Genomic DNA, 15279 nt, shown 5'->3' on the forward strand with positions numbered 1-15279 from the left:
TTAGTTCAAATTGTTATTAGTTAAACCCCATGTTTTATTTGGTTCGGATCCCATAACAAAATGCAAGACACCTCCTTGAATAATTTGTTGATGCAAGATAGATGTTTGATTAAATTCAGTACCATTAAGTGTGACAGACTGAATGTATATATTTTTATCTGAAACATGTTCTGCTTCAATCACAAAGGGTTTCCCGTTGGGCAGATGAATTGTTGATTTTTCAAAAATAGGTCTTCCAATTTCGTACTCGCCTGAAGCGGGATTCATAGGATATAAGCCTATGGAACTAAACACATACCAAGCGGACATTTGTCCGCAATCTTCATTACCGCTCAAACCATTTGGTGTTGTATTGTATTGGGTCTCTAAAATATGATGTACCCAATATTGTGTTCGCCAAGGTTTATTGGCTTTGTTAAACATGTAAGCAATATGATGGCTAGGCTCGTTACCATGAGCATATTGTCCTATTAGCCCAGAAATATCGGCAGATATATTATCTCCAGTAATTTCAGAACTTTCGGTAAACAGTTGTTCTAAACGGCTGGTAAAAACATCATCATTTCCGTGTAACGAAATTAAATCCTTCACATTTTGTGGCACAAACCAACTGTGTTGCCATGCATTACCTTCGGTATAATCAGTATGTTCTCTGTGATTGGAATGTTTGGGATCAAAAGGCTCGTTCCATGATTTACCATCATCAGATTTACCACGCATAAAGCATGTTTCAGGATCGAATATATATTGATATGCTTTTGATCGGTTTATAAAATATGTGTAATCATCATCTTTACCTAACGCTTTTGCCATCTGTGCAACACACCAATCATCAAAAGCATATTCTAAGGTAATGGTAACCGATTCATCTAATAAATTATAAGGAATGTATCCATACTTTTTATATAAGTCCAAACCGCGTTCATCTTGCATCATGGTTGTTTTCATGGCTTGATATGCTTTTTCTGCATCAAACCCCGTAATGCCTTTTTTATAAGCATCTACAATTACAGGAATGGAATGGTAGCCCGTCATGGTATTGGTTTCATTGCCATAAAGCGTCCAAACCGGCAAAATGTGTTTAGTCTCGTAATAGGCTAACATCGAGTTAATAATATCTGATGTTTTATCTGGAGCGATTAAAGTTAACAAAGGATTTTCTGCTCTAAATGTATCCCAAAGTGATAAGGTAGAATACGCTGTATAATTTGTAGCTGTTACAATACTATCATTCTCTTTTCTAAACTGCCCGTTTTTATCACTAAAAGTTACAGGTGCCAATTGCGAATGATATAAGGCGGTGTAAAATATCGTTTTAAGGGAATCGACAGGTGTTTCAACTTCAATTTTTGATAATGCTGAATTCCAAGTGCTTTCAGCTTCGGTTTTTATTTTTTCAAAATTAAAATCTCCTTCATCTAAATTATCTTTTGCGTTGTCAATACTAACTGATGACACGGCTACTTTTACAAGTAATTCACTGCCTACTTCTGCATTAAAAAACAATTGTGCTTTGGTTTTCTCTCCTTCCGCAGTTATATCTTCTACAATACTTTGGTTTGAAACCAATACGTGCTTTGCAAGAAGTTTAGAAAATTTAGCAACAAAAAAGACTTTTTGGTTTTTTGCCCAGCCTGTACTAAAACGATAACCACTTACTGTATGGTCGTCTTCAATGGTGATAGCTGTTTTTAAGGAGCTATCCCAATTAATGGCAAAACCAAGATCTATAACTACTGATTGTGCATCATTTTTTGTAAATGTATATTTATGGTACGCTGTTCTTAAAGAGGTCGTTAATTCTACGTTTACTTTTGGGTCTTCAAGAAACACTTGATAGTATCCAGGACTAGCCTTTTCATTAGCGTGACTGTAGGATGATTTATAAGGAAGAGAATCTCTGTTTTTTGTGTCAATGGTTAAATCCACTTGCTTATTGGCTGGCATAAATAATACATCGGCTAAATCACCTATGCCTGTACCGCTTAAATGCAAATGACTAAAGCCAGCTATTATAGAATCTGAATAATGATATCCTGAACACCAATCCCAGCTTGAAATACCATTATCTGGACTCACTTGTACCATCCCAAAAGGCACAGTTGCCCCTGGGTAAGTATGTCCATGACCTCCGGCGCCTATAAATGGATCTACAAATTTTGTCACATATTCTTTAAGTTCCTTATTTTCAGGAGCTCTTTCTTTACAACTGGAAATTAAAACTATAAATAAGATAAGGGGTAAAAAGTTTTTCATAGGTGTCATCATAATTTAAGTTTAAATTTTCATTAATTTTACTGATTTCAAAAGTAATTTAGACGGATAACATATAAACAAGCCTAAACACCACAAAAATTACAATCCATTTTTTTTAATAATGAATTTTAATACTAATAAATCTTATCTAATATCAAGAAAATATCACGTTATATTTTGGGGTGTATATTTTTTATTTAACACATTTCGCTGGGGTAGGTATTTTAATGATTATTTGTATTCACTAAAGAGTAATTTATTGGGTTTTCCAATACACATGGTGTCTTGTTACTTAAATATTTTTGTTTTCATGCCTTTTTTGATATATAGAAAAAAGTATGTTCTATATGTTATTACCATTTTATCTACCATATTTATTATGGTTATGGTAAAGTATAATTTAACCTATTTATTAATAAGCCATAATGTATGGCCCGAAGGTCCAGAACCTATTGACAAACTAACGCTAAATTACATCATAGAAATGATGATTGGAGAACTTTATGTTATTGGATTTGTTGCAGCAATAAAGATTACATTTGATTTTTTAAAAGAGCATAAACGTGTTGCAGACCTGGAAAAAACACAGTTAGAAACCGAACTTCTTTTTTTAAAAAATCAGATATCCCCCCATTTTTTCTTTAACACTCTCAATAATATTTACTCTTTAGCAGTAGAAAAGTCAAACAAAACACCCAAAATAATCTTAAAGCTATCAGAATTAATGCGCTATATGCTTTACGAAACAAAAGCCAAACGACAAAGTTTACAAAATGAAATACTGTGTATTCAAAATTACCTCGATCTAGAACGTGTAAGGTATAATGATTCCCTAGAAGTAAGTATGAATATATCTGGAGATATTGAAGATAAAGAAATTTCCCCAATTTTATTGCTAACATTTGTAGAAAACGCCTTTAAACACGGTGCCAATAAAAACATTGGAGACGTTAAAATTGTTATTAACTTTAAAATCATTGAAAAATTTCTTTACTTTACCATAATTAACCCCATGCCCTTAATTACAAGGCATAAAGATCATTTCAAAGAGTCTAGCGGGATTGGCTTAGAAAACGTTAAAAAAAGACTCGCTTTAGGTTACGATAAAAACGATTATGATCTTAAAATAAAAAGCAATAAAAAAAAGTTTGTTGTTAAACTTAAAATTAAAGTAGGTTAAAATTAAAAACACTTATTAGTAATTTTATTAGAATTACTTTTATTGATAAATAGCAAAAAACATGAGCATAAGTTGTTTAATCATTGATGACGAACCCTTAGCAATTAATATTATTAAAAATTACTTAGAACACATTGATAATTTTGAAATGCTAAATTCATTTAATAACGCTATTGATGGTTTAAACTTTTTAAAAAACAACACCGTTGATGTAGTTTTTTTAGATATTAATATGCCTGTCCTTGATGGTATAAACTTCATTAAAAGCCTAGAAAAACCTCCGTTGCTCATAATTACTACTGCCTATGATGAGTTTGCCATAGAAACTTATGAACTGGATGTTTTAGATTACTTGGTTAAACCTGTTGAATTCCCTAGGTTTATGAAAGCTCTAAATAAGGTTGAAAAAAGGCTTGACATAAGCAATAAAACACCCCTAGAAAGTATTAAAGAACGTCTTTTTGTTTTTGTTAAGATTGATAAGAAAAAAATGAAGAAAATTTTTCTAGACGAAATTTTAGTCATTGAAAGCTTGAAAGATTACTTAAAAATAAACACTCTAACAGGCCGATATATTGTACACAGTACTCTAACCGATTTCACAAATTTATTACCTTCAAGAGATTTTATACGCATACACAGGTCGTATACAGTAGCAGTTGATAAAATTGATGCCGTTGAAGGAAACAGTGTAGAAATTGAAGGACTTAGATACGTGATTGGTAGATCTTATTTAGAAGATGTAAAACAGAAAATTTTAAATTCTTCCATTTAAAAAAGCTGTAAAAAAATGATGGCTATCATCTATTTAAAGAGATAACCATCAATACTTAATAAACAAACTAAACTCAAACATTATAATGCTATTAACCAACACTATTCTATTTATTCTTTTTAAAAATGATAACGCTTAAAAGCCTCAATCGCAGCATATTCTGCTAATCCTAAATCATTATATTTTTTGGCGGTTTCTCTATTTCTATCTTCTGCTCTCACCCAAAACTCCCTAGAATCGTCTCCTTGAAACATAACCCCATCTTTTTGGGATTGGTGATAAAAAATAGCATGGCGTTTTTTAAGTACTTGGTCTGGACTCATGGGTACAGCCATCTCAATTTGATAAGTCTCCCATTCATGCCATGCACCACGATATAACCATACCCAACAATCATTCATAAAAGGTTTTTGTTTTAATCTTTTTAAAGCCTCAAACAAACTATCTAAACACACCTTATGTGTACCGTGTGGATCGGCCAAATCACCTGCCGCATAAATTTGGTGTGGTTTTACTTCTTCAATAAGATTACACATAATTTCTATGTCTTCTTCAGAAAGATTTCCTTTTTTTACAGTACCTGTTTCGTAAAAAGGAAGGTTTAAGAAATGAACATTTTCATCTGGAACGCCCAAATATCTTGTAGCTCCTAAAGATTCACTTCTTCTAATCGTTCCTTTTAGTTTTCTAACTTCAATGGAATCGATATCATTATCAGATTTATTCTTTAAAAAATTTATAATCCCTTCTGACTCTGTTGATTTTGAATTCAAAACCATAGAAACTTCAGCAAATTTCAAAGCTTCTTCATTAGAAACGGCTATATTACCCGATGTTTGATATGCCACATGTACCTCATGCCCTTGCTCTACAAGTCTGTCAAAAGTCCCCCCCATTGAAATCACATCATCATCTGGGTGTGGACTAAAAATAATGACTCTCTTTTTTGCTGGTGTTGAGCGTTCTGGTCTATAAGTATCATCTGCTTTTGGTTTTCCTCCTGGCCAACCTGTAATGGTATGCTGTAATTTATTAAACATTTTAACGTTTAAATGATAGGCGGTACCTTCTTCTGTTAAAAGACCTGCCATACCGTTATCATTATAATCTTTGTCTGTTAACTTAAGAAAAGGTTTATTGGTTAATTCGCTCAACCAAACAACAGCTTTTAGTTTTAACTCATCGGTCCACACACTTGACTTTACTAACCATGGTGTTTTTACTCTGGTTAATTCTGAAGAGGCTTCACTATCTAAAACAAAAGTGGTGTTGTTATGCTCCTGTAAATAGGTCGCAGGCACCTGAGAAGAAATTTCTCCCTCTATCGTTTTTTTAAGGATGTCTGCTTTGCTAATTCCCCAACCTAGCAACACAATTCGTTTTGCATTTCTTACCGTACCAATACCCATGGTAATGGCTTTTCTTGGTACATTGTCAATTCCTAAAAATGAGGGCGCTGCATCAACACGTGTAATATGATCTAAAGTTATACTTCTTGTTCCAGAATTGATATGAGACCCTGGTTCATTAAAGCCTACATGACCTGTTCTTCCTATACCTAAAAGCTGAAAGTCCAACCCACCATAGGATTTTATTTTCATTTCATAATCTATGCAATACTGGTGAAGTTCTTCTGGACTAACTTTTCCGTCTGGAATATTTATATTCTCTGGTAGGATGTCAACATGATTAAAAAGATGGTCATGCATAAAGTAAAAATAACTTTGAATGTTATCTTTATCCATAGGGTAATACTCATCAAGATTAAAGGTTACTACATTTGAAAAACTTAAACCTTCTTCTTTATGCATTCTAACAAGCTCTTCATATACTTTTATAGGTGAAGACCCTGTTGCTAAACCTAAAACACAAGGTTCATTTAATTCTTCCTTATGTTGAATTAAATTTGCTATTTCTTGCGCCACCAATACAGAAGCTTCTAGAGAAGAATTAAAAATAACATTATGAATTTTCTCATAACGTGTCTCTTCAAATTTACCCGCTTCTTTATAGCTAATTCCTTCTTTTTCCTTGTAGCTGATATCTCCTGTAATCATTTAACTATTGATGGTTTTTGTTTATAAAAATAAATTTACTAATAAGCTTTTATCTACAATTAAAAATTCGACTAATAACAAATGTACATCGGCAAAGGTTGAACCAATCGTTATATATTTAATTTTCGAAAAAGGCTAACTCTGGATTGTCTTATTACTGTTATCGTATTATAATAAAAACATCAATCTACCCCTATTCCTATCTCACTAATGATCCCATTACCATTATTCACTACTTCTTTAGTAACAAATTTTATATATCTATCATTATAGATTTTATCAAGATTAATCACTTGTTGTATAGGGTTATTGTAAATATTTGAAAACTCCCCTTGTGCAGCAAGTACCCATTTAGTGTTATCGTTACTCAAATAAAATTCGTAATGCGTTACCAAACCTTCTTTACTGTCATCTGTACGAGGAAGCATTATAAATGATTTTACAGGTAGCGTTTCTCCCATATCGATTACTATATTATCCTGTTCCCCTATGGATGATTTCCAGTATGTTGTTTCATTCTCATCAATAGTATTTTTACCAATAAAATTTACGTCTTCAGAACCAACAGAAATGACCTTCCAATTTCTTTTTGAATAACCATAATAAGCGGTAGACACACCACTTGATTTGCCATTAAAAAACGCTTTAGCTTTTACAGTACCACCACTAACAAAGCTGAATGGTGCATTAAATATTGGTGATTTTTCTGTAGGCTCATCTCCATTAATAGTGTAATGAATAGTCCCTGTACTTTTAATGGTTACATCGCCATCTATACTTCTTGATATTACAGGTGCTGATAAACGTACTGGCTCTTGATATACTGATATTTTTGATATGAGCGGGCAAGCACCTACCTCAGTAACACGAAACCTCATCTTGTTGGTAACTTGTAAAGAACCACGCCATAACCTACGATGGCCAATGGATTCTCCTTTGGCAAACTCAATCCATTGATTGTTTTCCCACCGGTCTAACGCCCACCCCCAAACACGTTGCCCAAGCGGAATATATTCTTTAATGTTCACCACATTAAACGATGTTTCTTTTGGAAACTCAATAACCAAATTTGCTTTTTTTACTTCATCATTTGTTGCCCAATAGGTCTCATCATCATTATCTAGCACATTTTCTGCTGAATATTTTTTTGAATACCCTCTTACATTACTAGCGGTTACTTTTGAATTCTGTGCATAGTCAACAGAAAATGTTTTATCAATTATTTTTTTAAATTCGATAAGAGACTTTACATCGTTTTCATGAATAACACCTCTTCTGTCTGGCGGAAGGTTTAAAATTAAAGACGTGCCATGTCCTATACTTTCATAATATAGTTTTACCAATTGTTCTGGAGTCTTTACTTTATCGTCTTCACTTTTATGATAAAACCACCCTGGTCTAATAGATGTGTTTGTTTCAGCAGGCATCCAGTATTTCCCATCACGATGCCCATTAATAGACTCCCAATATTTTGTTAGACCACCAGCAGGGATTTGCCCCTCTTCTCGTCCTTTTGGAGTATACCTGTTCCAACAAGGATCTCCAGAATATCCTTCTTCTGTACCTATCCAACGCACATCGGGACCTACATCTGAAAATATGACTGCCTTAGGCTGCAATTCCCTAATCATTTCCCATGTGTTTTCCCAATCATAATATGTTGTAAGATCTACTTTTCGTTCTTCATTAGCACCACCATAATAACCAGTACCACCATTAGCCCCATCAAACCAAACTTCAAATACGTCTCTATAATTGGTTAAAAGTTCTCTTAATTGGTCTCTAAAAATTTTAATGTATTCTGGGGTTCCATAAGCTTTATTATTTCTATCCCAAGGCGATAAATAAACGCCTACTTTTAAACCTTGTTTACGGCATTCATCAAAAATTTCTTTAACAATATCACCTTTCCCGTTTTTATAAGGCGATTTGCTTATGTTATGCTCGGTTGTTTTGGTTGGCCATAAACAAAACCCATCATGATGTTTGGTTGTTAAAATCAAACCCTTCATGCCTGCATTTTTCGCTGTTGACACAATTTGTTGAGCATCAAAATGAGAAGGGTTAAAAAGTTCTGGAGACTCGTCTCCAAAACCCCACTCTTTATCAGTAAATGTATTTATAGTAAAATGGATAAAAGCATAAAATTCCATATCATGCCAATCTAATTGTCTTTGTGTCGGTATAGGTCCAAATGCACTAGGAGGGATTACAGGCTCTTTACAGCTATTAAAAATAATTATGCATAAAAAACTTAATACTTTAAAAATATTTCTCATAATGTTATAGATGTCATTTATTTATCGATTAACTAACAACGTTATAATATTAAAGTAAATTAATTATTTTGCTGTTACCATTTCGACCAATGACAGTTTTAAAAACATATACGTTTAAGAATGGAAGGCACTAGGATTTTTAGGGAAACCGACAATAAGAGTTGTCCTGTCCTCTAATTTTGGAGAAATCACACTCTTTTTGTTGGATATGTTGGATGGGACGGATAATGAGAACCACTAAAAACGGATAAATTGAACCGCCTTAATTGTAGCTATAATTAAATCTGAATCAGTCACTTATTTGTGATTTTACCATGCTCACTTTTTTCCGTTTCGAGTGGTATACTATGACTGTTTTTTGCAGTCTATAACCGTTTGTTGCAATACTCACTGGTTCAAAAAGTCCTGAGCATTGAATCCAATGTTGATATTCAAAACGAACCTTACAGGTTTGAAACGAAAACCGTATTTGAGATTAACCGGGGGTCGGTAACCGATACTTATGAGCTGATGACAACAGGAAATCTTATCAAGGTTGACAGGAATTTCCCAAACAACACCCACGGTCTGCTAATCACCAACTTTTTTGAAAACACCTTACGAAAGGTCCATAGTGAACAATAAATTAAAAATATGAGAGCCCATAATGGGCATAAACAGTATTAATATGAAGATAGAAAAGAGTAAACTCATTTTTTCCGTTGGAATGCTCTGCATACTCCTTTTTATTAGGTGGTTATGTTATGTTGTTCTTGGACGGGAACGAAGAACCTACCATTGAGAACAACCAGATTCCCTTACCACAACTGGAGAACGGCCAAAAGGAGTACGATTCCAAATTGGATGCCTTAAACGATTTAAAGGACGTTCGGGAAACCAATGCCCCAAGCATTTATGATGAGCGTCTGTTGGATTCCACAGGTGTATATGATCCCGATTTATTGGACAAGAAAAAAATGCAACTTGTGGACAGTATCTACCAACAGGGGCGGATTCAATATTCAGAGAGAACCTTTGAAAATATAGAACCGGGAAACAAGCCTCCAAAACCATCCTTTAAAAAAACAGAAGACACCACGGTCACGGATGCTATAGAACAAAAGGAAACGGATGTTGCTGCTAAGGAAAGTGCTTTGGAGCACCAACTCTTTTTTGCGTCCCATCCTATCGAAAATGATGATTTGAATTCAAAAAACACCGATGATTTTATATATGTCCGAGTAGATGGCACACAGACCGTCAAGACCAATTATCGCTTGCAGATGCGGTTGCTAAAAGAGGCTACCGTTTATAGACAGCATTATTCTAAAAACACGCCCATTTATGGGTTTGTCAATTTTAAACCCAATCGGGCAATAATTGCCATTAGTAACATTGACCATCGCCCTGTTAAGCTAGTCGCTTTTGATTTTCAGGATGGTAGTGAAGGGATTTATGTTGAAAACAGTTTTAGGGCTGAAGTTAGCAATGAAATCGTTGGGGATATGGTGGACGACATTAACATTGCCGGTGTACCACAGGTAAGTGGTTTTAAGAAAATATTCCAACGTAACCATAAAAAAGTAAAGGTTACCATAACCGATAATTACAAACTCATTTTAAGGATTCCTAAAACAAAATTCCAATGAAAATATATATCACATTACTAGTATGGATGTATTCAATGTCAATATCAGCTCAACAGGCCATTGATACCATTTACGCCAATGACCAGAAAAACGTGGCCTTGTTTTTTCCAAAACCCATACGGCAAGGTATAACAGGGGCTTCCCATTTTGTATTCACCTACAACCGTGAGAAAGAACAATATTTTGGGCTATTGCAAGCAAAGCCTGGAACAGAAAGTAACCTTTTGACAATCACAAATGATGGAAAGGTTTACTCCTATATTCTAAAGTATTCCTAAAAACTTGCCAAACTGACATATTTTATCAATGAAAAAGAAGGTATTGGCAAAGAGATACCTGAAAAAATAAAGGAGAAACCTGCCTCTAGTTCCCTAAACAAGTATGCCAATAGGATAGCACATTTTCAAAAATTGAGTGACTATTTGTTAAAGTCCTCCTTTGAACGAATTAAAACCAAACGTAAAAAGGGTATTAAAATCCAATTACAAAAAATGGTCTATAATACTTCTGAAGTATATCTGGTTATTGAGATCAAGAACAGGTCTGGAATCGATTTTGAAATCGATTATCTCAATGTCTATAGAACCAATGGCAACAACAAACGGAAAGCTTCCTATCAAAGGTTAGGACAAGAGGTCATCTATAAACACAAAACACCTGAAACCATTGTAAATGGACGATCACAACGCTTTATATATGTACTTCCCAAGTTTGTTCTAGGGGACAATGAAAAGTTGGTACTTGAACTAAAAGAGACCAATGGTAGTAGGAAAATCATCCTTTAGCATATGCTTCATTTATTTCCATCTAGTTATATCACCAATATACATTCTTGGTAATAGTAAAAAGTTGAAAAGAAATAGAAGTTTGATTTTAAATTCTAAACTTTAAATAAGAAAAAATGCTTTTGAGATCTTTTTCAAAAGCATTTTAAACATTTCTTATTCAGTTTTTCTTTTGGTTTATTCTATCATCATCAGACACATCTATTTTATTCATTAGTACCTGCATATCCTCACTTACCTTTCTTTCTACTACCCTTGCATATATTTGTGTAGAAGCTATTTTTGTATGCCCCAAAAGCTTAGAAACAGTTTCAATTGGCACACCATTACTAAGTGTTACAGTGGTAGCAAACGTATGTCTAGCCATATGAAAAGTAAGATTCTTTTTTAATCCGCAAGCATCTGCTATTTCTTTTAAATATAGGTTCATTTTTTCGTTTGATATGACAGGAAGCAATGTCCCTGTTATCTGGGTCATAGGATGGTCATGATACTTAATAAGTAAATCTTTTGCCTTTTTAAGCAGAGGTACTTTGACTGGTGATTTAGTTTTTTGACGATTAGTAAATATCCAATCATTACCATCTATGCCTTTTAGAACATTGTTGCTAGTCAGATTAATAACATCAATGTATGAAATTCCCGTATAACAGCTAAAAATAAATAGGTCACGAACCCTTTCCACTCAAGCAATTGAAAAATTTTAGGTCTCAATATTTGACAACTCATTTTCTGTTAAAAATAGACGTTCTCTTTTTTCATAAGTTGGCTTCCATCTAACAAAAGGATCTCTATCTATCCATTCTATATGATATCCTAAAGTTACAATTTTTCGAAACCTTTGAATATGTTTCATTACCGTATTATTCCCCATTGCCTTAGGGTGGCCTTTTGGCCAGAAGCAATATAAAAAGTTCGCAAAATCACAAATAAATTTATAATCGAGTTCTTTTAAATAAATATCCGGGGTATTCATTACATTGTTTAAATATTTATTTAAATAACCTTGAGTCACACTAAAATTTCTTAGAGTACAAATAGCTAATGTTTTTTCGGTTTTATTTTTGTGATATTCAAGAAGGTTTTGAAGGGTCTTGGAATTATCACTTTCCCCCAAATATTCAGCTTTTATTAACTCCGCTGTAATTAGCCCTCCTTTAAATTTTAAATCCTGGTAAAGTTTTATAATTTGAGAGTGGACTTGGTCCAAATAAGAATTTAGAGCTCTGGAAGTTTCACTGTTTCCTTTTGCTCTCTGCCTTTTGGAATCCCATGATCTAATATCAACCTGCAGTTTTAAACTAATGTTGACTTTTTTTCCATTTACTGTGATTCTTGCGCAAATCCCAGTTAGATTATCCTTGGCACGAGAAGAGTATGCCCAAAAAAGGATTGCAAATGTGTTTGATGTTCTCATAGTTGTTGTCTTTTAAATTAAACATTTTACAAGACGAAAGTCAAATCAACTATATTGAGTACCTAATATGTTCACTATTCAAATCGTCAACAATGTTGATGATCCACATTTTTGTTGACGGTTTGTGACCATTTCATATCAAATCAATTTAAATGATGGTCTAAAAACCAAGAAACCGTGCAAATCCTATGATTTGCACGGTTTTCTAACTTTTTACAAGTTTACTTAGTGACCTCGACTGGATTCAAACCAGTAACCTCTTGAGCCGTAATCAAGTGCGCTATTCAGTTGCGCCACGAGGCCTTTTTTGTGGGTGCAAATATAGTATTTTTATTAATTCTCTACCAAACAATTTATTTCAATTTTATAAAATGATTATCTTTGAGTATGACAAACGACTTGGTATATCAAAAATTTCAGCATGTTTTAGATGAAACGCTCATCAAAGAAATTTTAAAAATTGGTGAATTTAAAAAGTTTAAAAAAGACGATATCGTTATAGATGTCAACCAATCTTTAAAATACATCCCATTATTACTTAGTGGAAGTATCAAAATACTAAGAGGGGACGACGAAGGATACGATTTACTTATTTATTTTTTAGAAGCAGGCGAAACTTGTACGATGTCACTCACATGCTGCATGGGCACTACAAAAAGTAAAATTAGAGCCGTAGCGGAAAAGGAGTCCTATCTGGTTATGATTCCTGTTGAATACATGCAAAAATGGTTTCATTCCAATGAAAGTTGGCGTAACTTTATTTTAGAAAGTTATCAAAGCCGTTTCAATGAAATGCTTGAAACCATTGATACTTTAGCCTTTATGAAAATGGATGAACGTCTTTTCAAATATTTAAAAGACAAAACACTTCTCCATAATTCTAATACACTTGATACCAAACATCAAGATATAGCCGAAGATTTACATACTTCTAGGGTTGTTATTTCTAGACTTTTAAAACAACTCGAAAACGAACACAAAATCAAGATAAGCCGTAATAAAATAGAAGTATTGATTTAACTAAGTAACATTTATTACAAAACTATCTTTAACTTAAATATACATTTACACTAATTTGTTAGGTATGAATTTTATTTTGAACCCATGGACTTGGTATGTCTCTGGCCCTTTAATTGCATTGGTCATGGCATTACTTATTTACTTTGGAAAAACATTTGGTATGTCATCAAACCTAAAAACCATGTGTACTATGCTAGGTGCCGATAAATTTTCAGGTTTTTTTAAAATTGACTGGAAAGAACAATCTTGGAACTTGTTGGTTGTCGTTGGTGCAATTATTGGTGGTTATATTGCCATTCATTTTCTTTCCAATGATGCTACTACAAATCTTAATCCTAAAACCATTTCCGAACTAAGTGAACTAGGTTTTAATAACGCTGGCCAAACTTTAGTTCCGAATGAGCTATATGATTATGAATCTATAACCTCTGGAAAAGGTCTTTTCATCTTAATTATTGGCGGACTTTTAATTGGTTTTGGAACACGATATGCCGATGGATGCACTTCAGGACATGCCATTACGGGATTAAGCAGTTTACAAAAACCGTCTTTAATAGCTGTAATAGGTTTTTTTATCGGTGGATTAATCATGACTAATATTGTTTTACCCCTGCTATTTTAATTATGCAACATCTTAAATTTTTATTGGTTGGTATTGTCTTCGGAATCGTTTTGGTAAAATCTGAAGCAGTTTCATGGTATCGTATTTACGAAATGTTTCGGTTTCAATCCTTTCACATGTATGGTATTATAGGAACTGCCATAGCTTCTGGAATTTTATTCCTCCAGATTTCTAAAAAGGGTTCTATAAAAACCATAAAAGGCTCAGATATATTCGTTCCCAAAAAAGAAAATGGATTTACAAGATATATTGTTGGCGGTATTATTTTCGGCTTAGGATGGGCACTCCTTGGTGTATGTCCAGGCCCTATGTATATATTATTAGGCACAGGTGTTTATTCCATGCTTATTGTAATAGCATCTGCCATTTTAGGAACTTTTATATATGGTATTTTAAAAAACAAATTGCCACATTAAAATGGAAACTACCGAAATTCTTGGATATATTGGAGCCTTAATTGTTGGCTTAGTTCTAGGATTAGTAGGTGGAGGTGGTTCTATTTTAACAGTGCCTTTGTTGGTATATTTATTGGGTTATAGTCCTGTTATTGCTACAGCATATTCCTTATTTGTGGTGGGTTCATCCTCTTTAGTAGGTGTTATTCAAAAGCATCGTAAAAAACTTGTAGACTTTAAAACAGGTTTAGCATTTTCCTTCCCTTCGTTTTTAGCCGTTTATATTTCAAGAAGATATATAGTCCATTCTATTCCAGAATCGCTTTTCACTTTTGGTTCTGTCACCATTACAAAAAATATGGCAATTATGATTTTCTTCGCCCTAATCATGCTTCTGGCTTCAGTTTCCATGATAAAAAACACCAAAGAAAAGAATCTTATAAACATAAATCAGTCTTATTATAAAACTTTTATTCAAGGATTAATTATTGGAACTATTACTGGTATTATTGGTGCTGGCGGTGGTTTTCTTTATGTCCCAGCTTTAGTTCTTTGGGCAAACCTTCCTATGAAAAAAGCGGTTGGCACTTCATTAGTTATTATTACACTAAACTCATTGATAGGTTTTATAGGAGATTGGCAAAATCTTAAAGTGAATTGGAGTTTTTTATTGTTCTTTTCTTTTTTAACCATTTTGGGAATTATTATTGGTGGCAACCTTTCAAAATATGTTTCTAATAAGAGTTTAAAAAAAGGATTTGGGTACTTTACTTTAATAATGGCTATTTATATTATCTATAAAGAAATATAGCCATCAAATGTGACATAAGTTACAGACAACCTTTTCTTATTTTCGTAATTTTAC

12 protein-coding genes, 1 tRNA gene and 2 pseudogenes are annotated in these 15279 nt (G+C 33.4%); 9 read left to right on the plus strand and 6 right to left on the minus strand.

Going from position 1 to position 15279, the window contains the following annotated elements:
- Nucleotides 1–2265 carry a GH92 family glycosyl hydrolase gene (locus tag DKT72_RS08695; RefSeq protein WP_235841684.1) on the minus strand — a complete coding sequence of 755 codons (2265 nt, stop codon included), beginning with the start codon at nt 2263–2265 and terminating at the stop codon, nt 1–3.
- Between the two features lie 112 nt (nt 2266–2377).
- Here DKT72_RS08695 and DKT72_RS08700 point away from each other — a divergent pair, with 112 nt between their 5' ends.
- Both DKT72_RS08700 and DKT72_RS08705 read left to right on the plus strand, forming a co-directional pair.
- Entirely contained in the window at nt 2378–3436 is a 1059-nt protein-coding gene (locus DKT72_RS08700) for a sensor histidine kinase (protein WP_111308344.1), read from the plus strand.
- 61 nt (nt 3437–3497) lie between these two features.
- A complete protein-coding gene (locus DKT72_RS08705) occupies nt 3498–4211 on the plus strand; it encodes a LytR/AlgR family response regulator transcription factor (RefSeq protein WP_111308345.1) in 714 nt (237 codons plus the stop codon).
- Nucleotides 4212–4330: 119 nt separating this feature from the next.
- Here DKT72_RS08705 and nagB read toward each other — a convergent pair whose 3' ends face one another.
- Nucleotides 4331–6268 (minus strand): glucosamine-6-phosphate deaminase, encoded by a 1938-nt coding sequence (nagB, locus tag DKT72_RS08710; protein ID WP_111308346.1) that lies wholly within the window; start codon nt 6266–6268, stop codon nt 4331–4333.
- A 182-nt stretch (nt 6269–6450) separates the two neighbouring features.
- The gene (locus DKT72_RS08715; protein ID WP_111308347.1) at nt 6451–8547 is read right to left on the minus strand and encodes an alpha-L-fucosidase; all 2097 of its coding nucleotides are present in this window, start codon (nt 8545–8547) and stop codon (nt 6451–6453) included.
- 363 nt (nt 8548–8910) lie between these two features.
- On the opposite strand from DKT72_RS08715, the pseudogene DKT72_RS08720 reads away from it, so the two are divergent.
- The 3 genes and pseudogenes from DKT72_RS08720 to DKT72_RS18900 all read left to right on the plus strand — a co-directional run.
- A pseudogene (locus DKT72_RS08720) lies at nt 8911–9171 on the plus strand (conjugal transfer protein TraK); the annotation flags it as partial.
- A gap of 77 nt (nt 9172–9248) precedes the next feature.
- Nucleotides 9249–10175, plus strand: coding sequence for a conjugative transposon protein TraM (traM, locus tag DKT72_RS08725; protein ID WP_235841664.1), 927 nt, complete (start codon nt 9249–9251; stop codon nt 10173–10175).
- Nucleotides 10172–10960, plus strand: a pseudogene (locus tag DKT72_RS18900) (DUF4138 domain-containing protein). Before traM ends, DKT72_RS18900 begins: the two are co-directional and overlap by 4 nt.
- Nucleotides 10961–11120: 160 nt before the next feature.
- Here DKT72_RS18900 and DKT72_RS18535 read toward each other — a convergent pair.
- The 3 genes from DKT72_RS18535 to DKT72_RS08740 form a co-directional block, all read right to left on the minus strand.
- Nucleotides 11121–11645: a site-specific integrase gene (locus DKT72_RS18535; protein WP_235841665.1), complete on the minus strand. Its 525-nt coding sequence runs from the start codon at nt 11643–11645 to the stop codon at nt 11121–11123.
- A gap of 18 nt (nt 11646–11663) precedes the next feature.
- Nucleotides 11664–12377, minus strand: coding sequence for a phage integrase SAM-like domain and Arm DNA-binding domain-containing protein (locus DKT72_RS18540; protein ID WP_235841668.1), 714 nt, complete (start codon nt 12375–12377; stop codon nt 11664–11666).
- Nucleotides 12378–12606: 229 nt separating this feature from the next.
- Nucleotides 12607–12680, minus strand: a tRNA-Arg gene (locus DKT72_RS08740).
- An 84-nt stretch (nt 12681–12764) separates the two neighbouring features.
- Between DKT72_RS08740 and DKT72_RS08745 the strand changes: the two genes are divergently transcribed.
- From DKT72_RS08745 to DKT72_RS08760, 4 genes are all read left to right on the plus strand, one after another.
- Entirely contained in the window at nt 12765–13397 is a 633-nt protein-coding gene (locus tag DKT72_RS08745; RefSeq protein WP_111308348.1) for a Crp/Fnr family transcriptional regulator, read from the plus strand.
- Between the two features lie 64 nt (nt 13398–13461).
- Entirely contained in the window at nt 13462–14019 is a 558-nt protein-coding gene (locus tag DKT72_RS08750; protein ID WP_111308349.1) for a YeeE/YedE family protein, read from the plus strand.
- 2 nt (nt 14020–14021) lie between these two features.
- A complete protein-coding gene (locus DKT72_RS08755; protein WP_111308350.1) occupies nt 14022–14435 on the plus strand; it encodes a DUF6691 family protein in 414 nt (137 codons plus the stop codon).
- Nucleotide 14436: 1 nt separating this feature from the next.
- Nucleotides 14437–15225, plus strand: a complete 789-nt coding sequence (locus DKT72_RS08760) for a sulfite exporter TauE/SafE family protein (RefSeq protein ID WP_111308351.1) — start codon at nt 14437–14439, stop codon at nt 15223–15225.
- The last annotated feature ends 54 nt before the right edge of the window (nt 15226–15279 follow it).

Source organism: Confluentibacter sediminis, from assembly GCF_003258355.1.
Lineage (GTDB): Bacteria > Bacteroidota > Bacteroidia > Flavobacteriales > Flavobacteriaceae > Confluentibacter > Confluentibacter sediminis.

Bases quoted from the DNA above. Each gene is read 5' to 3' on its own strand.
- DKT72_RS08760 (WP_111308351.1), top strand. From the start codon at position 14,437: ATGGAAACTACCGAAATTCTTGGATATATTGGAGCCTTAATTGTTGGC.
- DKT72_RS18540 (WP_235841668.1), bottom strand. From the start codon at position 12,377: ATGAGAACATCAAACACATTTGCAATCCTTTTTTGGGCATACTCTTCT.
- DKT72_RS08700 (WP_111308344.1), top strand. From the start codon at position 2,378: ATGAATTTTAATACTAATAAATCTTATCTAATATCAAGAAAATATCAC.
- nagB (WP_111308346.1), bottom strand. From the start codon at position 6,268: ATGATTACAGGAGATATCAGCTACAAGGAAAAAGAAGGAATTAGCTAT.
- DKT72_RS08755 (WP_111308350.1), top strand. From the start codon at position 14,022: ATGCAACATCTTAAATTTTTATTGGTTGGTATTGTCTTCGGAATCGTT.
- DKT72_RS08705 (WP_111308345.1), top strand. From the start codon at position 3,498: ATGAGCATAAGTTGTTTAATCATTGATGACGAACCCTTAGCAATTAAT.
- DKT72_RS08750 (WP_111308349.1), top strand. From the start codon at position 13,462: ATGAATTTTATTTTGAACCCATGGACTTGGTATGTCTCTGGCCCTTTA.
- DKT72_RS08695 (WP_235841684.1), bottom strand. From the start codon at position 2,265: ATGACACCTATGAAAAACTTTTTACCCCTTATCTTATTTATAGTTTTA.
- DKT72_RS08715 (WP_111308347.1), bottom strand. From the start codon at position 8,547: ATGAGAAATATTTTTAAAGTATTAAGTTTTTTATGCATAATTATTTTT.
- DKT72_RS08745 (WP_111308348.1), top strand. From the start codon at position 12,765: ATGACAAACGACTTGGTATATCAAAAATTTCAGCATGTTTTAGATGAA.